This is a genomic window from Kitasatospora sp. NPDC005748 (assembly GCF_040630735.1).
In the GTDB taxonomy this organism is placed as follows: domain Bacteria; phylum Actinomycetota; class Actinomycetes; order Streptomycetales; family Streptomycetaceae; genus Kitasatospora.
Window position 1 is genome coordinate 48261 of sequence record NZ_JBEXYD010000026.1, and the last position, 20593, is coordinate 68853.

A 20593-nucleotide genomic window follows, 5' to 3' on the forward strand; every position below is an offset into this window, starting at 1 on the left:
ATCGCGGACGCCCCCGGTCGGCCGGCTCACGCCTGGTCGAGCGCCTTCCGGGGCACCCCGGCGGCCCGGTACGCCGCCTCCTCGTCCAGCGTCTCGGCCTCCAGCAGCGCGGCCGCCAGCGCGTCCAGCCTGGCCCGCTGCTCGGTCAGCAGCCGCACCGCCTCCTCGTAGCACTCGGCGACGATCCGCCGGGCCTCCTCGTCGACCGCGTCCAGCGTGGTCGGCGCCGCGGAGAGCCCGTACGCGCCCTGCGGGTCGGAGGGGACGGCGGTGAGCCGGCCGACCCGCTCGCTCATCCCCCAGCGGCCGGCCATCCCCCGGGCGATGTTGGTGACCTGCTCCAGGTCGCTCTCCGCACCGGTGGTGATCACCCCGTAGACCACCTGCTCGGCGGCCATCCCACCGAGCGCGCCGATGATCCGGCCGCGCAGGTAGGGCTCGGTGTACGAGTAGCGGTCGGTCTCGGGGGTGGACAGGGTGACGCCGAGGGCGCGGCCGCGCGGCACGATGGTGATCTTGCGGACCGGGTCGGCGCCGGGCTGGAGCATGCCGAGCAGGGCGTGGCCGCTCTCGTGGTACGCCGTGCGCTCCCGCTCGGCCTGCGGCATGACCAGCGGCCGGACGGCGCCCAGCTGGACCTTCTCCAGCGCGTCCGAGAGGTCCCGTTCCCCCACCGCGTCCTGCTTGCGCTTGACGGCCAGCAGGGCGGCCTCGTTGACCAGGTTCGCCAGCTCGGCGCCGGTCATGCCGGGGGTGACCTTGGCCAGCTGGTGGAGATCGGTGTCCCCGGCCAGCGGGACGGCCCGGGTGTGGATCCGCAGGATGGCCGCGCGGCCGTCGCGGTCCGGCGGGCTGACGGTGATCCGCCGGTCGAAGCGGCCGGGGCGCAGCAGGGCCGGGTCGAGGACGTCCGCCCGATTGGTGGCGGCGATGACGATGACGCCCTCGGAGCCGGTGAAGCCGTCCATCTCGGTGAGGATCTGGTTGAGCGTCTGCTCGCGCTCGTCGTGGCCGCCCATGCCGCCGCTGCCGCCGCGCTGGCGGCCGATGGTGTCGATCTCGTCGATGAAGACGATCGCGGGGGCGACCTTGCGGGCCTCCGCGAACAGCTCCCGGACCCGGCCGGCGCCGACGCCGACGATCATCTCGATGAACTCCGAGGCCGAGGCGGAGAAGAACGGCACGTCGGCCTCGCCGGCGACGGCCCGGGCGAGCAGGGTCTTGCCGGTGCCGGGCGGACCGGCGAGCAGCACCCCGCGCGGCATCTTGGCGCCGAGCCGCCGGTAGTGCTGCGGGTTCTTCAGGAAGTCGACCACCTCGGCGAGTTCGGCCTCGACCTCGTCGATGCCGGCCACGTCGGCGAAGGTGGTGCGCTTGCCCTGCTCGGCGGTGACCGGCTTGGGCGGGGCCTTGCGGCCGAGCGGGCCGCCGCCCATGCCGCCGGCCATCCGGCGGGCCAGCAGCACCCAGATCAGGATCAGCAGGAGCATCGGGGCGAGCGAGATCAGCAGGTTGGCGAGGAAGCTGCGCTGCTGGACCACCGGCTTGGCGGTGACCTCGACGCCCTGCTGCTGGAGGGTGGTCCAGAGGCTGTCGCCCGCGAAGGACGGGCGCTGGGTGTCGAACTCGGTGTAGTCGCCCTTGGCGCCGTCCGGCTTGGGGGCCGCGTTCTTGAGGGTGCCCTCGATGGAGTCGCCCTTGGAGTAGATCTTGGTGACGTTGCCGTTGTTGAGCTGGTTGTTGAACTCCGTGTAGGAGATCGTCGTCGCGCCGGCGTTGCCGAAGAAGGACAGCAGCAGGTCGGTGATCAGGAACACCACGAGGGCGGTGAGCACGAGGCCGATCCAGCCGCCGGGCATCTTGCGACGGGGCGGCTGCGGGGGTGGGGCACCCTCGGAGCGCCAGGGCTGGTCGGGGGTCCGGCGCGGCGGTACGGGATCGGTCACCTGTCGGACAATACGGACATTCATCCGGGTGAGACAGCCGCAACGCCGCGCCCGCACGGCCGCACCACGGGTGTCCGGGGCGCCCCGGACACCCGCCAGCCGCGCCGCTCCCCCCGCGCCGCTCTCCCGCCCCGCGCCGGGCTACTCCCCCGCGCCGGGCCACTCCTCGGCGGTCAGCGCGAACCGCTCGTGGTCCCGCCAGGCGCCGCTCAGGAACAGCATCCGGGGCGTGTACCCCTCGTGCCGGAAGCCGAGCCGCTTGGCCAGCCCGATCGAACGCGCGTTGTCCGGCTGCACGTTGATCTCCAACCGGTGCAGGCCGAGACCGCCGGCCGTCTGCGGGGCGAAGCAGCGGTCCAGCACCAGCCGCATGCCCTCGCTCATCCGGCCGGTTCCGGCGAACGGCACGTACGAGTCGTAGCCGAGCGCGCCGTTGCAGAACCGGCCCATCACGATGTTGGCGACGTTCACCTTGCCGACCAGCCCACCGGTGGCCTGATCGACGATCAGGAAGGTACGCAGACCGGCGCCCTGGCGCTCCAGGAGATCGGGGAGCCCGTTCGGCTCGACCGGGTTCCACCGCCCGATGTGCTCGGCGGACCGGCGGACGGCCTCGGCGTACGGAACCTCGTCGTCGGCCCGTGGGGCCCTGATCGTCACTCTCACCCCACCATCATCGGACATGTGAACGGCCCGCCACCCGGATACCCCGGGTGGCGGGCCGTTCGAACGCCGACGGCGGCCCCGGACGGTGCCGGGGCGGGCGGCGCCGCGGGAACCGCGGCAGGACCTGCAGCAGGACCTACAGCAGGTCCTTGAACTCCTTGGGCAGCTCGAAGTCGGACGGGCCCTTGCCCGCGCCGAGGCCGAAGGCGCCGCCCTGGGCCGGCGGCTGGCCGGCGCCCGGGCCGAGCGCGCGACGCTCGGCGGCCGCGGCCTCCTCCTGCGCGCGCTTCAGCGGGTTACCGCTCTTGCGCTTGCCCTTGGCGGCCGGGGCCTTCTTGGCGGACTTCTTCGAGCCGCCGCCCATGCCCGGGATCCCCGGCATACCGGGGATGCCCTTGCCGGAGGCCATCGCCGACATCATCTTGCGGGCCTCGAAGAACCGCTCGACCAGGTTGTTGACCTCGCCGACCTGGACGCCCGAACCCTTGGCGATGCGCAGCCGGCGCGAGCCGTTGATGAGCTTGGGGTCGGTCCGCTCGGCCGGGGTCATCGACTTGATGATGGCGCCGACGCGGTCGACGTCCTTGTCGTCGATGTTGTTGATCTGGTCGCGGATCTGGCCCATGCCGGGCAGCATGCCCAGCAGCTTGGAGATCGAGCCCATCTTCCGGACCTGCTCCAGCTGGTCCAGGAAGTCGTCGAGCGTGAAGTCCTTGCCGCCGCCCTGCAGCTTGGAGGCGATCTTCTCGGCCTCGGCCTGCGAGAAGGTCTGCTCGGCCTTCTCGATCAGCGAGAGCATGTCGCCCATGCCGAGGATGCGCGAGGCCATCCGGTCCGGGTGGAAGGCGTCGAAGTCGTCGACCTTCTCGCCGTTGGAGGCGAACATGATCTGCCGGCCGGTGACGTGCGCGACCGACAGGGCGGCGCCACCGCGGGCGTCGCCGTCGAGCTTGGACAGCACCACACCGGTGAAGTCGACACCGTCGAGGAAGGCCTGCGCGGTGGTGACCGCGTCCTGGCCGATCATCGCGTCGACGACGAACAGGACCTCGTCCGGGTTCACCGCGGCCCGGATGTCGGCGGCCTGCTGCATCAGCTCGGCGTCGATGCCCAGACGGCCGGCGGTGTCGACGACGACGACGTCGTACTGCTTCTGCTTGGCGTACTCGATCGAGTCGCGGGCGACCTGCACCGGGTCGCCGACGCCGTTGCCCGGCTGCGGGCCGTAGAAGGCCACGCCCGCGCGCTCCGCGACCACCTGGAGCTGGTTGACGGCGTTGGGGCGCTGGAGGTCGCAGGCGACCAGCAGCGGGGTGTGCTTCTGCTGCTTCAGCCAGTGGCCGAGCTTGCCGGCGAGGGTGGTCTTACCGGCGCCCTGGAGGCCGGCGAGCATGATCACCGTGGGGCCGCTCTTGGCGAACCTCACCCGGCGGGTCTCGCCGCCGAGGATCGCGATGAGCTCCTCGTTGACGATCTTGATGATCTGCTGGGCGGGGTTCAGCGCGCCGGAGACCTCGGCGCCGAGGGCGCGCTCCTTGACCTGCTTGATGAAGGCCCGCACGACCGGCAGCGCGACGTCCGCCTCCAGCAGCGCGATGCGGATCTCGCGGGTGGTGGCGTCGATGTCCGCCTCGCTGAGGCGGCCCTTGCCCCGGAGGTTCTTGAACGTCGCTGCGAGGCGATCGGAAAGGGTGTCGAACACGTCGTCGCGGGTCCTCTGCGGCATCGGGATCAGTACGGTCGTCGCCCCCAAGGGTATCCGGCCGCCCTGGCAACGGTCTCCACCCCCGGACGAACCGGCCCGGGGGCGCCCGGAGCGGGCGGCTCCGACGGCCGCCCGCAGGCCCCGCGGCCGCCCCGCGAGGGCGGCGACGGGGCTCCGGCGGGCGTCGGGGCCCGGTCAGCCCAGCGCCGCCCGGACGGCCTGCGCCACCTCCCCGGCCCGCCGGCCGGAGAGCGGCCGGCCCGCCTGGTCGGTCAGGTAGAAGGAGTCCACGGCCTCCGCCCCGAGCGTGCTGACGTGCGCCGTCCGGACCCGGACACCGGCGCCGTCCAGGGCCCGGCCGATCCGGTGCAGCAGGCCGGGGGCGTCATGGGCGCGCACCTCCAGCACCGTCGCCGTCGCCGAGGCCACCTCGGGCGCCACGGCGACCACCGGTGGCGGGGTGGGGATGCCGCGCCGGCGCGGGGCTGCCGCGTCGCGCTCGGCGAGCCGCCGCGAGACGTCCAGCGAGCCGTCCAGCGCCCGGCGCAGGTCGGCCCGGAGCCGGGCCGCCTCGGGCAGCTCGCCGAACTCGGCCGCCACCGTCCAGGACAGCAGCAGGACCGGGCCGGCGCCGATCGGGTCCAGCTCGCGCAGGCCCGCCGAGCGGACGGTCAGCCGGTGCAGGGCCAGCACCCCGGCGACCGTGCCGAGCAGACCCGGCCGGTCGGGCACGGCGAGGGTCAGCCGCACGCCCATCGGCTCGGCGCCCGGCTGGTCGTCCCCGTCGGCCTGGGCCAGCAGCGAGAGCGCCGGACCGCCCGTACGGGCCGCCTCGACGGCGAGCCGCTCCTGTTCGGCGGTCGGCGCCGCCTCCCCGGCGTGGGAGCCCCACCGGCCCGGGTCGGGCGACGGGTACGCGCCGGCCAGCCGGTCGGCGGCCCGGGCCGCCAGGCCCTCCACCAGCGAGGCCCGCCAGCGGCTCCAGGCGGCCGGGCCGGTGGCGGTCGCGTCGGCCTCGGTCAGCGCGTGCAGCAGCTCCAGCTGCGGCAGGGTGGCGACCACCTTGGTGATCGCCTCCACGGTGGCGGGGTCGTCCGGATCCCGCCGCGTCGCGGTCTCCACCAGCGTCAGGTGGTGGCGGACCAGCACGGCGAGGGTCTCCACGGACTCGTGGTCGAAGCCCATCCGGGCGGCCACGTCGCGGACGATCACCTCGCCCGCCTCGCTGTGGTCGCCGGGCCAGCCCTTGCCGATGTCGTGCAGCAGCGCCGCGACCAGCAGGAGGTCCGGCCGGGCCACCCGGCGGGTCATCGCGGCGGCCCGCACGGCCGTCTCCACCAGGTGCCGGTCGACCGTCCAGCGGTGCACCGCGTTGCGCTGCGGACGGCAGCGCACGCGCTCCCAGTCCGGCAGCAGCCGGGTGATCAGCCCCTCCGCCTCCAGCGCCTCCCAGACCGGCAGGCAGGCCTCCCCGGCGCCGAGCAGGGTGACCAGTTGCTCGCGCGCCTCGTCCGGCCAGGGCACCGGCAGCGGACGGCACTCGGCGGCCAGCCGGCGGACCGTCGCGTAGGAGATGGTGAGCCCGTTCTGGGCCGCCGCGGCCGCCGCGCGCAGCGGCAGCACCGGGTCGGCGGCCGGGCGGGCCCCCTGGGCGAGCACCGCCTCGCCGTCCTGCTCGACGACGCCCTCGGCGAGCGGCCGGCGCTGGACCGCGCCGCGGGCCACCGCGCCGCCGCCCCGACCGGTGCCGGTGAACGGGAAGGAGAGCCGGGAGGAGCGCCGGCCCCGGGTGGTCCTGGCGGCCAGCACCCGGTCCACCGCCCGCCAGGTGACGTCACTCGCGTAGGCGATGGTCCGCGCGGCCTCGTACACCTGGCGCAGCAGGGTGTCGGCGTCCAGTACGCCGAGCCGTTCGGCGACCTGGTCCTGGTCCTGGAGGCTGAGCCGCTCGGTGGCCCGGCCGGTGACCAGGTGCAGCGCGTCCCGCACGTCCGCCAGCCGCAGGGCGGCGGCGTCCAGGCCGTCGCGCGGGGCGTCGGCCAGCCAGGTGGCGGCGATCGCGTTGAGCGCGACCACGTCGCGCAGGCCGCCGCGGGCCTCCTTGAGGTCCGGCTCCAGCAGGAAGGAGAGCTCGCCGTGGCGCTCGGCCCGCTCGCGGCCGAGTTCGCGCAGCTCGGGCAGGCGGTTCGGGGCGCCGGCGCGCCAGTCGGCGAGCACGGCGGAGCGCAGCCCGGCGGTGAGCTCCCGGTCGCCGGCGATGTGCCGGGCGTCGAGCAGGCCGAGCTGGGCCTTGAGGTCGTCGGCGGCGACGTTCCGGGCCTCGGCGAGGGTGCGGACGGAGTGGTCGAGCGAGGCGCCGGCGTCCCAGACCGGGTACCAGATGCGTTCGGGCAGTTCCGGGTCGAGCGGACCGTCGTGCAGCAGCAGGACGTCGAGGTCGCTGCGCGGGGAGAGTTCGCCGCGCCCGTAGCCGCCGACCGCGACCAGGGCGACGCCGGCCGGGGCACCGGCCGCCGCCAGCAGTCCGGCCAGCCACTCGTCGGTGAGCGCGGCCAGCGCGGTGCGGCGGGCGGTGCTGACCAGGCCGGGCGTGTCCAGCAGTCGGGCCCGGGCGGTGCCGTGGTCGGGCGGGCCCGACTCCCCGGACGGGCGCTCGGGGGGAGTCGCGGGCCCGGCGGCGGGCCGGGAGGGCGGGTCGGGCTGCGTGGTCATCGGGGGTCCCCGTCCGTCGTCGTCCGGTCTGAGCGCGCGCTGGTCGAGCGGGCGGCGCCCGGGTCGCGCGAGGAACGCCGATTCGCGCGAGGAGCGCTGATACGCCGTCAGCGGACCCGCGACCACGGGGTGGTCACGGGCCCGCCGGCGGGATCGTGCTGAATGCTAGGCCCTGTCCTGGAGGAAGGGGTCCTGGTCAGAGGGCGTCGGGGCCGCGCTCACCGGTCCGGACCCGCACGGCGGTCTCGACCGGGACGCTCCAGACCTTGCCGTCGCCGATCTTGCCGGTCCGGGCGGCCTTCACCAGGACGTCGATCAGCTGGTCGGCGTCGTCGTCCTCGACCAGGACCTCGATTCTGACCTTGGGTACCAGGTCCACGGTGTACTCCGCGCCCCGGTAGACCTCGGTGTGACCTCGCTGGCGGCCGTAACCGCTCGCCTCGGTGACGGTCAGCCCGTGCACCCCGAAGGCCTGCAGGGCGGCCTTCACGTCGTCCAGGCGGTGCGGCTTGATGACTGCGGTGATGAGCTTCATCAGGCGTCGACCCCGGTCTTCTCGGTGTTCTTCCCGGCGGCCCTGGCGGCGGGCCCGGAGGTGGACTCGGCGACCACCGCGGCGGCCATCCTGGCCGGACCGGCCCCCAGCGCGCTGAAGTCGTAGGCGGACTCGGCGTGCTCGGCCTGGTCGATGCCGGCCACCTCGACCTCCTCGGCGACCCGGAACCCGACCGTGCTGTCGATCGCCTTGGCCAGCAGCCAGGAGACGACGAAGGAGTAGGCGGCGACCACGGCCACGCCCATCGCCTGCTTGCCGAGCTGCTCCAGGCCACCGCCGTAGAACAGGCCCTTGGCGGTCTGGCCGACGGTGCCGGTGGCGAAGAGGCCGACCAGCAGGGAGCCGATGGCACCGCCGACCGCGTGCACGCCGACCACGTCGAGCGAGTCGTCGAAGCCGAAGCGGTACTTGAGGCTGATCGCCGCGGCGCAGACGGCGCCGGCGATCAGGCCGATCGCGACCGCGCCGAGCGGGCTGACCGAACCGCACGCGGGGGTGATGGCGACCAGACCGGCCACCGCGCCGGAGGCGGCGCCCAGCGTGGTGAACGCGCCGTGCCGCAGCTTCTCGTAGATCAGCCAGCCGAGCAGCGCGGCCGCCGTGGCCACCTGGGTGTTGACGAAGGCCATCGCGGCGACGCCGTTGGCGGCCAGCGCCGAGCCCGCGTTGAAGCCGAACCAGCCGAACCAGAGCAGCCCGGAGCCGAGCATGACCAGCGGCAGGCTGTGCGGGCGCATCGGGTCCTTCCGGAAGCCGACCCGCTTGCCCAGCACCAGGCAGAGCGCCAGGCCCGCGACGCCCGCGTTGATGTGCACGGCGGTGCCGCCGGCGAAGTCGATCACGCCGTTGCGGTCACCGAGCCAGCCGCCGTTGCCGCCGTCGAAGAAGAAGACCCAGTGCGCGACCGGGAAGTAGACGATGGTCACCCAGAGGGCGATGAACAGGCCCCAGGCGGTGAACTTGGCGCGGTCCGCGACGGCCCCGCTGATCAGGGCCGGGGTGATGATCGCGAACATCAGCTGGAAGGCGGAGAACGCGGTGACCGGGATGGTCCCGGTCAGGTCGTTCAGCCCGACCCCGTGCATCCCGAGGAAGTCCAGGTTGCCGATCAGCCCGGCGCCGGCGTCGGGGCCGAAGCTGAGCGAGTACCCGTAGAGGACCCAGAGCACGCTGACGATGCCCAGCGAGAGGAAGCTCATCGCCAGCATGTTGAGTGTGCTCTTGGCCCTGACCATGCCCCCGTAGAAGAAGGCCAGCCCGGGGGTCATCACCATGACCAGGGCCGCGCAAATGAGCACGAAGGCGGTATCGCCCGCGCTGAAGCCGTCCGGCATCGGCGTCTCCTCATGAATGGAAGCCGCTCCACACCCGGGATACCTGTCCCGTGCCACCCGGGGTGTCGGCGATGGGAGGAGCGTGCCGAAGTCGGGTTTCGACCGATGCGACCCGGTGTTTCGCGACCGTGACGACGGCGACGCGCGGGTTACGCCTACGTGAACCACGGCCCTGCCGCCGGGCCCGGTGGGTTACCGTGCCGCCCCGCGGCACGCGCGGTGCCGGACACACCACCGACCGTGGCGGCGGCGGCCGTCACGGTCGGTGGGGGCTGGGGGCCGGGGGGCTGGGAAGGCTGGGAAGGCTGGGAAGGCTGGGGGCGGACGCCGGTGCGGGTCAGACCACCGAGACGTACTCCGGGATGTCCTGGACCACCCGCTCCTTGAGCCGGCTGATCGCGTCCACCCCGCCGTACCGGGCGGCGGCGGCCTCGGTGGTCTTGCGGACCCTGGAGTTGAGCCGCTCGGAGCGCACCTTGGTGGCGATCTCCACCGCCTGCTCGGCCATCACCACGGCCTGCTCGGGCTCACGCTGCAGCAGGTGCACGCTGGCCATGCCGATCAGGTTGAAGGCGTAGGAGCGGACGTGGTCGCCGTCCTGGCGGAAGAGGTCGACCGCCCGCTCCATGACCGGGGCGGACATCGAGGCGTACAGCTCGGCCCGGTCCGAGTGGTAGGCGAGGTCGCGGAAGGAGTGCGCGTTCTCGGCGTTCAGCTCGGCCGGCGAGAAGAACTTCAGCCAGTCCGGGTCGCCGTCGCCCTCGCGGATGTCGGTGAAGGTGTCCTCGGCCAGCCGGACCGCCCGGGCGCAGCGGTTCACCTCGCCGATGGTGGCGTAGGCGCGCGCCTCCATCGCGTACAGCAGGGCCTGCTGGCGCGGGGTGGCGGTGTCCCGGCTGCCGTACTGGGCCAGGTGGATCAGCTCCAGGGCGTCCTCGCCGCGGTTGAGGTGGATCATCTGGCGGCTCATGTCGGTGAGGATCAGCGCGCCGAACGGGCGGTCGCCGGCCTCCTTGGCGGCGTGCAGGGCCAGCACGTAGTACTTCTGCGCGCTGGGGTGCATGCCGACGTCGTAGGACATCCAGCCGGCCAGGTGGGCCAGCTCGGCGGTGAGCCGGAACAGCCGCCGGGTGGTCTGCTCGGGGTAGGTCTCCTGGAGCAGGTCGGTGACCTCGTGCAGCTGGCCGACGACGGCCTTGCGGCGCAGCCCGCCGCCGTTCTGCGCGTCCCACTGCCGGAACATGACGGTGGCCTGCTCCAGAAGTTCCAGCTCGGGCTCGGAGAGCCGGCCGGTGAACGGCTCGCCGCCGTTGGCGGCGGTCAGGATCGGGGTGGGCGCGCCGTTCGGGCCGGGGGCGAGCCAGCGCTGCATCGGCTCGATCAGCGCGGCGCCGGCCGTCATGGCGAGCGAGGTGCCCAGGAAGCCCCGCCGGTTCAGCATCAGGTCGCTGCGCGAGTAGTCGCTGATCAGCTGGACGGTCTGCGGGGCGCTCCACGGCAGGTCGACGCCGCCGCCGACGGTGGAGACCGGGATGGCGGCCCGCAGCCCGAGGTCCTCGATGGAGACCACGGAGCCGAAGCGTTCGGAGAAGAGCTCCGACATGATCTTCGGGATGGGCTCGCGGGGCTGCTCCCCGTCGAGCCAGCGCCGCACCCGCGAGGTGTCGGTGGACACGTGGTGGGCGCCGATCTGGCGGGCCCGGCGGTTGACCTGGCGGGCCAGTTCGCCCTTGGACCAGCCGCTGCGGGCGAACCACGTGGTCAGCTTCTCATTGGGTTGCTTCTCTGCCATGGGAACGTCCCCATCCCGCCCGGCCCCTGCGGGGCCCCGATCGTGACCGCCCGACGGTTGCGGGCTCTTGCCAGACGTGCTGCTTCTCTTCCGTACCCGAGGTGCTGTCGAGACCGCTGGTCGGACCACTCGTCGCACTGGTGTGCCATCCTCGCGGACGAGCCGTCAGATTCCCCAACTCCCGCCCCCACAGGGCCGGAAGCGGACTCCCCGACGATGCATGCGTGCTGAACGTAACGCCCCGCACACGGTCCCGGGGAGCGGCCCTGGCGAAACGCCACCTTTCGCCACCCCCAGGAGTGAACCGATCCAAGACCGCACACGCTTCACTGGATAGTCCCGGCGGTCCGGCATATGCGGACTGCCAAGTCCCCACCGGCACCACGGCCCCTCACCTGCAACCCACGGCAACCCCAGGCGAGTTTGCCGCCCACCCCGGTAGACGGCCGCCTCGTGGACACGACGATCCGGCACGGGCACCGCCCCCCACAAGGCGGCGCCCGAGGCGCAGGGCCGGAACAGGCGCACGCCATGCGCTGCGCGCCGCTCCCGCACCACGCACGACGCAACGGACAATCAACACAAAGTCACCATCCCGTAACCATCGGCAACGAGAACCTGTTGGGGGAGGCATGGACAACCTGTTCGGCGAACTTCGACTGGGGCACTTGCGGTTGGCCCCGCTGAGCGCACGCCGCCGCACCCGGGTGACCGCGTCCCGGGCGGCCGCGGAGTACACCGGCCGCTGGGGCTGGGCGGTCACCGTCGGCAACCAGGCCGGCCCGGCGGCCGCGGCCCGCTGCCACTGCGGTGCCGCCCGCTGCGCCGCGCCCGGTCTGCATCCGGCCCCCGGCGGCGCACCGGCGGACCGCACCGGTACGAACGTCTCCGTCCTGTTCCCCACCGGCCGCGCCTTCGACGTCCTGGACGTCCCCGAGCAGGCCGGCCTCCAGGCGCTGGTCCGGCTGGAGCGGATGGGCACCCAGGTCGGCCCGGTGCTGGCCTCGCCCACCGGCCGGCTGCAGTTCCTGGTCGCCGCCGGCACCGCCCGGCGGCTGCCCGACCTGCTGTACCGGATGGGCTGGGACGACGCCGCGCTCGACCTCACCTGCCACGGCGAGGGCAGCTACGTCGCCGCGCCGCCGACCGTGCTCGGCGGTCTGGGCCCGGTCCGCTGGCTGCGCCGGCCCACCCGTGACAACGCCGGCTGCCCGCCCGAGGCCCGGTTGCTGCTCGGCACCCTCGCCTACGCCTGCCACCGCGGGCGCGAGCGCAGCGCCGAGCCCGCCTGGCTCGCCTCGTAACCACCCCGCCCGCCGGCCCCGAGGGGCCGCCGCCCGCTCCCCCGCCGCGCCGCCCCGGAAGACGCCGGGACACGCAGAAGGGCCCGCCCCGACCGGAGCGGACCCTTCCTCGGACAGTGGCCGGGGGCTCAGTCCCCGATCAGCGCGTCCACGAACGCACCCGCCTCGAACGGCGCCAGGTCGTCGGCGCCCTCGCCGAGCCCGATCAGCTTGACCGGGACACCCAGCTCCCGCTGCACCGCGACCACGATGCCGCCCTTGGCGGTGCCGTCCAGCTTGGTGAGCACGATGCCGGTGATGTCGACCACCTCGGCGAAGACCCGGGCCTGGATCAGACCGTTCTGGCCGGTGGTGGCGTCCAGCACCAGCAGCACCTCGTCCACCGGGCCGTGCTTCTCCACGACCCGCTTGACCTTGCCCAGCTCGTCCATCAGGCCGGTCTTGGTGTGCAGCCGGCCGGCGGTGTCCACCAGCACGGTGTCGGCGCCCTCGGCGATGCCCTCCTTGACCGCGTCGAACGCGACCGAGGCCGGGTCCCCGCCCTCCGGGCCGCGGACGGTCCGCGCGCCGACCCGCTCGCCCCAGGTCTGCAGCTGGTCGGCGGCGGCGGCACGGAAGGTGTCGGCCGCGCCGAGCACCACCGAGCGGCCGTCGGCGACCAGCACCCGGGCCAGCTTGCCGGTGGTGGTGGTCTTGCCGACACCGTTGACGCCGACCACCAGGACGACGGCCGGGCCGGCCTCGTGCTTGGTGGAGTGCACCGTGCGGTCGGCGTCCTTGCCGACCAGCTCGACCAGCTCCTCGCGCAGCAGGGCGCGCAGCTCGTCCGGGGTGCGGGTGCCGAGCACCTTCACCCGGGTGCGCAGCCGCTCGACCAGCTCCTGGGTGGGGGCGACGCCGACGTCGGCGGTCAGCAGGGTGTCCTCGATCTCCTCCCAGGTGTCCTCGTCGAGGTGCTCGCGGGAGAGCAGCGACAGGAGGCCCTTGCCGAGCGAGTTCTGCGAGCGGGAGAGCCGGGAGCGAAGCCGGACCAGCCGGCCGGCGGTGGGCTCGGGGACTTCGAGGGCCGGCGCCTGCTCGGCCTCGACCGCCTCGGGAGCCTCCGGGGCCGCCTCCGCCTCGGGGAGCTCGACCTCCTCGACGGTGCGCCGCGGCTCCTCGGTCGGCGGCGCGGCCTCCTCACCGACCTGGGGCTCCCGCGGGGTCCCGGGCGGCGTGATGACCGGCGGCCGCGCCTTCGGGGGGAGCTCCCGGCGTCGTCTGCCGGAGACGACCAGGCCGGCGACCGCGCCGACGGCCAGCACGGCGATGACAACGGCAAGGATCACGTATTCCACATCAATCTCCTTCTCGGGATCCCACGACAGAGTGATCCTTCGGTCACCGACGCACGGGGCGTCGCCGCCTCCCTTACGCCGACGCGGTGCCGTCCGGCACCGGTCGGGGCTTGGCCGTCATGAGGTCGTCAAGCGGCTGAATCAGAAGCCCCCTCGCGCGCGAGGGGGAGGAGTCACAACCCGTCCAGTATCCGTGATCGGGTCGCCCACGGGCAGCTGCCCCGGCGTCGGCCGGTGGATCACCCGGTCGGACGGGCGGCGGCGGCCGCCTCCCGCTGCCCGGCCGGCTGCGCGAGCGGCCTGCGCCGACGGGCCGGGGGCGCCCCCTCCCGCAGCCGCTGGCTGATCACCTGGGAGATGCCGTCGCCCTTCATGGTCACGCCGTAGAGGGCGTCGGCGGACTCCATGGTCAGCTTCTGGTGGGTGATCACGATCAGCTGGGAGCTCTCCCTCAGCTCCTCCATGATCCCGACCAGCCGGCGCAGGTTGGTCTCGTCCAGCGCCGCCTCCACCTCGTCCATCACGTAGAACGGGCTGGGCCGGGCCTTGAAGATCGACACCAGCAGCGCCACCGCGGTCAGCGAGCGCTCGCCGCCGGAGAGCAGCGAGAGCCGCTTGACCTTCTTGCCCGGCGGCCTGGCCTCCACCTCGACCCCCGTGGTCAGCATGTTGTCCGGATCGGTCAGCACCAGCCGCCCCTCGCCGCCGGGGAAGAGCCGGGAGAAGACGCCCTCGAACTGGGCGGCGGTGTCGTGGTACGCCGAACTGAACAGCTGCTCGACCCGCTCGTCCACGTCCTTGACGATGTCCAGCAGGTCGCGCCGGCTCCGCTTGAGGTCGTCCAGCTGCTCCCCGAGGAAGGTGTGCCGCTCCTCCAGCGCCGCGAACTCCTCCAGCGCCAGCGGGTTGACCTTGCCGAGCTGCTGGTAGGCCTTCTCGGCGGCCCGCAGCCGCTTCTCCTGCTCGGCCCGGTCGTACGGCCGCGGCTCGCCGGGCTCCCCGCCGTCGTCGGGTGCCGGCGCCGGGACGAGCCGGTCCGGCCCGTACGAGGCGAGCAGCTCACCGCCCTCGATGCCGAACTCCTCCAGCGCCCGGGACTCCAACTGCTCGATCCGCAGCCGCTTCTCGGCGCGCAGCACCTCGTCCCGGTGCCCGGCGTCGACCAACTTGTCCAGCTCGGCCTTGAGTTCGCGGCCGTGCTCGCGGTGCTCCCGCAGCTGCGCCTCCCGCATGGCGCGCGCCTGCTCGACGGCGGCCCGTCCGGCGTCGGCGCGGGCCAGCGACACCTCCAGGCAGGCCAGCAGCTGTCGGGCGCCGGCCGCCACGGCGTTCGCCACCCGGGCGTCGTGCTCGGCGCGCTCCCGGCGCTCGGCGGCGCGGGCGCGCGCCTCGCGCTCGGTCCGCGCGGCCCGGTCCAGCTGGTCGGCCCGCCCGGCGAGGGCGCGCACCCGCTCCTCGTGCGTCCGCACGGCGAGCCGGGCCTCCAGCTCGGCCTGCCGGGCGCCGGTGGCGGCCGTGGCCAACCGCTGCTGTTCCGCGGCGTCGGGTTCGTCCTCCCCCGCGTCGGCCGACTCCTCGGCGGCCGCGAGCCGTCCGGCCAGCTCCTCGGCGGTGTCGAGCAGGTCGGCCAGCCCCTGCTCGGCGCGACCGGCCGCGGCCGCGAGCCGTTCGGCCTCGCCGGCGGCGGCCCGGGACTGCCCGCCGAGCCGGCCGAGTGCGCCGGCCACCTCGGCCCGCTCGCGCTCCGCCTTCCGCCGGGTGGTGGCCAGTTGCTCCAGCCCGGCGGCCGACTCCCCCCGGAGTTCGGTGAGTTCGGCCAGCCGTTCGGCCGACTCGGCGCAGCGGAGGTCCAGTTCGCCGATCGCCCGGGCGGTCTCGTCGACCGCCGCCTGGGTCTCCAGCAGGCTCGGCGCACCGCCCGCGCCGCCGTACGCGAAGCCCGCGCCGAGCCGGTCACCCTCGGCGGTGACCGCGGTCAGCGCCGGGTGCTCCGTCACCAGCCGCACCGCCTCGTCGAGCGAGCCGACCACGGCGACGCCGGCCAGCAGGGCCCGCGCGGCCGGCAGCAACGGGGCCGGGCCGTCGACCAGTTCGGCGGCCCAGCGGACGGTGGGCGGCAACGGCGGCGTCGGCGCGGCCGGCTCGGGCGCGCCGACGATGAGCAGCGCGGCCCGGCCGGCGTCCGCCGCGCGCAGCAGGCGCAGGGCGTCGGCCGCCGTGCCGGGCGAGTCGACCGCCACCGCGTCCGCGGCGGCGCCGAGGGCGGCCGCGACGGCGCTCTCGTGCCCGGGCGCGATCCGCAGCAGCGTGGCCGCCGGGCCGAGCAGCCCGGTCAGCCGGTCGGCTGCCGCCAGCAGCGCGCCGGTGCCGTCCTTGCGGCGCAGCCCGAGCGCCAGGGCGTCGTGCCGCGCGGTCAGCCCGGCCCGCTCGCGTTCGGCGGCGCCGGCGGCCTCGCGGGCACCGACCAGCTCGCGTTCGACGGCGGCGAGCCGCGCACGGGCCGCCTCGTGGGCGGCCTCGGCCCGTTCGTCGTCCCCCGCCGAGGCGTCGACCTGCTCCCGCAGCTCCTCGTAGGCGGTCCGGGCGGCCTCGGCGCGCAGCAGTGCCTCGTCCCTGGCCTCGGTGAGCCGGCCGATCTCGGCCTCGGCGGCGGCGGCTTTGGACCGGGCGGCCGCGGCCTGCCCCTGCAGCCGGGCCAGCCCTTCGCGGCGGTCCGCGATGGCCCGGGCGGCGTCCTTCAACCGCCGTTCTTCCGCGGCGAGTTCCCGCTCCAGCTCACCCCGGGACTCGACCGCCTCGGCGAGCGCGTAGCGGGCCTCCTCCAGAGCCTCGGCCAGGGCGGCCTCCTCCTCCCGGACGTGCTCGGCCTCGCGCTCCAGCTCTTCCGGGTCCCGGCCGCGCCGCTCCTCGACCGCTCCCCCGGCGGCCGCGTGCCGGGCCCCGGCCTCGGCCAGCCCGACGGTGCCGCGGGTCCGCTCGGCCAGGGCGGAGAGCCGGTACCAGGTCTGCCGGGCCGCCTCCAGGCCCGGACCGAGCTGCTGGACCTGCGCCTCCAGGACGGCCTCCCGCTGGATCGCCCGGGACAGCTCCTGTTCGACGGTGGAGCGGCGCAGCTTCAGCGCCAGTTCGTCGGCGACCTCGGCCTCGACGGCGGTGCGCAGCGCGAGCAGGTCGTCGGCGAGCAGCCGGAGCCGGGCGTCGCGCAGTTCGGCCTGGATGCCGGCCGCACGCCGGGCGATCTTCGCCTGCCGGCCCAGCGGTCCGAGCTGGCGCCGCAGTTCGGCGACCAGGTCCTGCACCCGGTTGAGGTTGACCTGCATCGCGTCCAGCTTCCGCAGCGCCTTCTCCTTGCGCTTGCGGTGCTTGAGGACGCCGGCCGCCTCCTCGATGAAGGCGCGGCGGCCCATCGGGTCGGCGTGCAGCACGGAGTCGAGCTGTCCCTGCCCGACGATGACGTGCATCTCGCGGCCGATGCCGGAGTCGGAGAGCAGCTCCTGGATGTCCAGCAGCCGGCAGGTGTCGCCGTTGAGCGCGTACTCGCTGCCGCCGTTGCGGAACATCGTCCGGGTGATGGTCACCTCGGCGTACTCGATCGGCAGCGCGCCGTCGGAGTTGTCGATGGTGAGGCTGACCTCGGCGCGGCCGAGCGGGGCGCGCCCGCTCGTCCCGGCGAAGATGACGTCCTCCATCTTGCCGCCGCGCAGCGACTTGGCGCCCTGCTCCCCCATCACCCAGGAGAGCGCGTCGACGACGTTGGACTTGCCGGAGCCGTTGGGACCGACCACGCAGGTGATCCCGGGCTCGAACCGCAGGGTGGTGGCGGAGGCGAAGGACTTGAACCCGCGCAGGGTCAGACTCTTCAGGTGCACGCGCCGCTCTCCTCGTCGCTCGCCAGGGCCCCAGCGGCGACTGTATCCGGACGGACCGGCGCCGACGGTGCCCGGACACGACGAAGGGACGCCACTCAGGGCGCCCCTTGCAAGCTGCGTCCCTTATCGGGGCGGCTCAGTGCACTGCTGCGTCGATCTGCGAGGACCGGGCGGGACTCAGGTGAGAGCCGGCTCCCGCTGATCCAGATCGATGCTGTTGAGCAGCGAGTGCTCGTCAGCGACAGCGGTGAGCGCGTCGTTCTCGGCCTGCATCCGAAGGAGCTCGGACTCAAGATCCTGGACACGCTGCTGAAGCCGTCGCACCTCGGTGAGCATTCGCGGGTCGGGGCCGCCGACGTACCCGAGAAGCGCCTTTGCCATGATGAATGGTCCTCCACGCTGAGTGACCGAACCGGAACGGTACAGGTCTAGGGGGAAGGGGACGCACGCGCGTCGCGCCACCGGCAGTGCTGGCTGGGCACTACGGCACAACCACCGTGAGCTGGGCTCACGAGGGCGTGCGCCTACCGGGTAAACGCGGTCGTGTGCGCGGGCTTCCAGCGTCTCACCAAAGACGGAAAGGGTCAACACGATCACCGCACGCTACCGCGCCCCTGTCACCTGCCTGGCGGTGTGGTCACACCAGGGGGGATCTCGGGCCGGTCCACCAGTCGCTCGTGGATCATCGTTCGATGCGGAGTCAACCACGAGTCTGCCCAGATGGCAACCGTATGACACCGAAGGCCGCCGATCATTTCACGGGGGCGGGCCCCGGCCCGTCCGCCACGGCGCGCGGGGCCCCGGTCAGCGGATCTCGAAACCCGGGTAGCCGGTTCCGACGGCCGTCCAGATCTCCGTCACCCCGCTGACGCGGCCGGGCGTGTCCGGGCCGCGCAGCAGCGCCAGCAGATGCTCGCAGTCGGCCGCGAGTCCCTCGGCCACCACCTGCACCCGGCCGTCGCCGAGGTTGCTGGCGTAGCCGGTCAGCCCGATCTCCAGCGCCCGCGCCCTGGTCCACCACCGGAAGCCGACCTGCTGGACCTTGCCCCGCACCCAGGCGGTCACCCGGACCGGTTCATCACTGTGGGCGTCGCGACCGTGCATGGCCCCGACCCTATCGGGCCGGATCGCGGGCCGCGCTACGGCGCCGTGGGGCCGGCCATCGTCCAGTCCGGACTGTGGATCTCGGCCCGGAGGTCCCCGCGCCGGCCCTCCTCGCCGCAGGTGCGGCAGACCCAGGCCGGGTCGTAGGGGTGCGGCTCGTGCCCCTCGGGGCTGTGCTCGAAGCTCACCGGCGGCTCGGGGAGCAGCCAGCGGTCGCCCCAGCCGAGCAGGGCGTGGGTGAGCGGAGCGAGGTCGCGGCCGGCCTCGGTCAGGTGGTACTCGTAGCGCGGCGGCCGCTCGCTGTAGGCGCGGCGCTCGACCACGCCCGCCTCCTCCAGCGCGCGCAGCCGGGCGGTGAGCCGGTCGCGCGGAGCGCCGGTGTTGCGGGCGATCCGGTCGAAGCGGTGGTTGCCGTAGAACAGCTCGCGGACGGCGAGCAGGGCCCACTTCTCGCCGACCACGTGGAGCGCGGCGGCGATCGAGCAGGGCCGGCCGGGGAGGGCGGGCGGGGCCGAAGGCGTGTGGGAGGTCACACCACCAGCCTGCCACACAGGGTTGCGTTCTCAAACCTCCTCGGGCGCACCACCGGCAGGGCCTGCGGCCCCCGCCGTCCACCGGCGGGGGCCGCGGGCCCGGTCGTCACGCCGCCGGGGTCAGAAGCCCCCGCCGAAGTCACCGCCGCCACCGTCGAAGCCGCCACCGTCGAAGCCGCCGTCGAAGTCACCGGAATCGAAGTCGGCGCCGGAGAAGTCGCCGCCGGAGAAGTCGCCGCCGTCGTAGCCGGAGCCGCCGTCGTAGCCGGCCCCGTAGGCCGGGGAGCTCATCATCGAGCCGAGCATGGTGCCGACCAGCAGGCCGGGCAGCAGCCCGCCGCCGAAGCCGCCGAAGTAGCCGCCCGCCCACGGGCCGTACGCCGGGCCGGCGTTCCAGTACGGCTGCGGGCCGTGCTCGGTCGGCACGGTCCGGATCTCCGGGTCCTGCCCGGTGGCCAGCCGGTCGGCGTCCGCCCGGCAGACCGGGACGGTGCGCGCCGCGCCGCCGGCTGGTGCCCAGTCGGCGTCCCGCACGGACGGGCCGTGCCGCGGGTCGAAGAAGCACGGCGGCCGGCGCTCGGGCAGCGGCCGCTTCGCGCGCCGGGCGTCCAGGGTGGCCAGCGCGAACCGGCCGTCCTCCAGTGCCTCGGTGACCGGCTTGACGTCCTCCGGCCCCTTCGCCTCGTCCATGCTCCGCTTGGCCCGCTCGTAGGAGTCCAGGGCGTGCGTGTAGTCGGCCCGCTGGACGTCGTCGGCGTCCGGGGCGCCCGGGCTGAAGTCGAGCCGGTCCAGCTCCTCGCCGAACGCGGTGATGTCCTCGTCCACCACCCGGCGCAGCTGCGCCAGTTCGGCCCGGCGCCGCTCCTCCTTGCGCTTCTTCGAGCGGCGGAAGAGCAGGAACACCCCGGCGCCGGCCAGTGCCAGCAGGGCCAGCGGGACGGCGACCGCCGCCACCGAGAAGCCGCCGGAGCCGCTGTTCACCCCGTGCCCCTTCACCTGGGGCGCGGCGGTGTCGACGAAGTCGTTCAGGGTCGCGTCGATGTCGCCCGGGTGCGAGCGCGCGGACGCGCCCGCGATGCGCTCGGCGCTCGTGGTGGCCAGCGCGGCCTTGTGGGACTGGGCCAGGAACCGGTCACCGCGCCAGATGCCGTAGACACCGGTGATGCCGACCTTGGTCCGCAGGTCGGAGAAGACCGTACGCGCGCCGTACGGGTCCGTCGCCGGGACCACTGCGATGAAGATCGGCTTGTCGGCCTTGCGGATCTTCTCGGTCAGGGCGTCGGCCTGGCCCTGGCTGAACCGGCCGGTCATCGCCGGGTCGACGTAGACCCGGCCCTGCTTGAGCGCGGCGGTGGCGTCGTCCAGCCCGCCGGCCGCGGCGGCCGCCGGGGCCAGCACGAGCAGCAGTCCGAGCACCAGCGCCGCCAGGGCCGACAGCCCGGCACTCCGGGAGCGTCGTCGAGCGAGGGTTCTCATGCCATCGACGCTACCCCTCCCGCCACGTCGACAGGGCATCCCCTTCGCCTACGGGCGGCCCCGCGCACCCCCACCGTCCGCCGGGGTCGCTCCCCTCCTCGCGGATGATGTTTCCCCCGGCCGCCCCGGAGACGGGCCGCGGCGGGAACCCGGCCGTCGGCCCGGTCGTCCGTCCCGGCGGGTCCACGGGTGGTCGCGGAGCGCTCGACGGCCGATCGGACCCTCTCCCCCGACCAGGCATAGTGGTGGCCGGGCCTCG

At 74.3% G+C, this 20593-nt stretch carries 14 protein-coding genes; 1 reads left to right on the forward strand and 13 read right to left on the reverse strand.

The window, feature by feature from the left end; all coding sequences use genetic code 11:
- Window positions 1–26 precede the first annotated feature (26 nt).
- From ftsH to ABZ495_RS20040, 7 genes are all read right to left on the reverse strand, one after another.
- Window positions 27–1970, reverse strand: a complete 1944-nt coding sequence (gene ftsH, locus ABZ495_RS20010) for an ATP-dependent zinc metalloprotease FtsH (protein ID WP_329489766.1) — start codon at window positions 1968–1970, stop codon at window positions 27–29.
- A 117-nt stretch (window positions 1971–2087) separates the two neighbouring features.
- Window positions 2088–2630 (reverse strand): GNAT family protein, encoded by a 543-nt coding sequence (locus tag ABZ495_RS20015; protein ID WP_329489765.1) that lies wholly within the window; start codon window positions 2628–2630, stop codon window positions 2088–2090.
- 118 nt (window positions 2631–2748) lie between these two features.
- Entirely contained in the window at window positions 2749–4314 is a 1566-nt protein-coding gene (ffh, locus tag ABZ495_RS20020; protein WP_329492257.1) for a signal recognition particle protein, read from the reverse strand.
- A 198-nt stretch (window positions 4315–4512) separates the two neighbouring features.
- Entirely contained in the window at window positions 4513–7029 is a 2517-nt protein-coding gene (locus ABZ495_RS20025; RefSeq protein WP_359837198.1) for a [protein-PII] uridylyltransferase, read from the reverse strand.
- A gap of 196 nt (window positions 7030–7225) precedes the next feature.
- Window positions 7226–7564, reverse strand: a complete 339-nt coding sequence (locus ABZ495_RS20030) for a P-II family nitrogen regulator (protein ID WP_329489763.1) — start codon at window positions 7562–7564, stop codon at window positions 7226–7228.
- Window positions 7564–8919, reverse strand: coding sequence for an ammonium transporter (locus ABZ495_RS20035; RefSeq protein WP_359807860.1), 1356 nt, complete (start codon window positions 8917–8919; stop codon window positions 7564–7566). Before ABZ495_RS20035 ends, ABZ495_RS20030 begins: the two co-directional genes overlap by 1 nt.
- A gap of 337 nt (window positions 8920–9256) precedes the next feature.
- On the reverse strand, window positions 9257–10711 hold the full coding sequence (locus ABZ495_RS20040) for a hypothetical protein (RefSeq protein ID WP_359837200.1): 1455 nt from the start codon (window positions 10709–10711) through the stop codon (window positions 9257–9259).
- Window positions 10712–11343: 632 nt separating this feature from the next.
- On the opposite strand from ABZ495_RS20040, the gene ABZ495_RS20045 reads away from it, so the two are divergent.
- Window positions 11344–12015 carry a bifunctional DNA primase/polymerase gene (locus ABZ495_RS20045; RefSeq protein ID WP_329489760.1) on the forward strand — a complete coding sequence of 224 codons (672 nt, stop codon included), beginning with the start codon at window positions 11344–11346 and terminating at the stop codon, window positions 12013–12015.
- Window positions 12016–12143: 128 nt separating this feature from the next.
- Here ABZ495_RS20045 and ftsY read toward each other — a convergent pair whose 3' ends face one another.
- The 6 genes from ftsY to ABZ495_RS20075 all read right to left on the reverse strand — a co-directional run bounded on the left by ftsY (window position 12144) and on the right by ABZ495_RS20075 (window position 20334).
- Entirely contained in the window at window positions 12144–13352 is a 1209-nt protein-coding gene (gene ftsY / locus ABZ495_RS20050) for a signal recognition particle-docking protein FtsY (RefSeq protein ID WP_329489759.1), read from the reverse strand.
- Window positions 13353–13591: 239 nt separating this feature from the next.
- Window positions 13592–17221 carry a chromosome segregation protein SMC gene (gene smc / locus ABZ495_RS20055; protein ID WP_359837202.1) on the reverse strand — a complete coding sequence of 1210 codons (3630 nt, stop codon included), beginning with the start codon at window positions 17219–17221 and terminating at the stop codon, window positions 13592–13594.
- 177 nt (window positions 17222–17398) lie between these two features.
- Window positions 17399–17602, reverse strand: a complete 204-nt coding sequence (locus ABZ495_RS20060) for a hypothetical protein (RefSeq protein ID WP_329489757.1) — start codon at window positions 17600–17602, stop codon at window positions 17399–17401.
- Between the two features lie 423 nt (window positions 17603–18025).
- The gene (locus ABZ495_RS20065; protein ID WP_329489756.1) at window positions 18026–18325 is read right to left on the reverse strand and encodes an acylphosphatase; all 300 of its coding nucleotides are present in this window, start codon (window positions 18323–18325) and stop codon (window positions 18026–18028) included.
- A gap of 35 nt (window positions 18326–18360) precedes the next feature.
- Entirely contained in the window at window positions 18361–18858 is a 498-nt protein-coding gene (locus ABZ495_RS20070) for a helix-turn-helix domain-containing protein (RefSeq protein ID WP_329489755.1), read from the reverse strand.
- Window positions 18859–18978: 120 nt separating this feature from the next.
- Window positions 18979–20334 (reverse strand): hypothetical protein, encoded by a 1356-nt coding sequence (locus ABZ495_RS20075; protein WP_359837204.1) that lies wholly within the window; start codon window positions 20332–20334, stop codon window positions 18979–18981.
- Window positions 20335–20593: the final 259 nt, after the last annotated feature.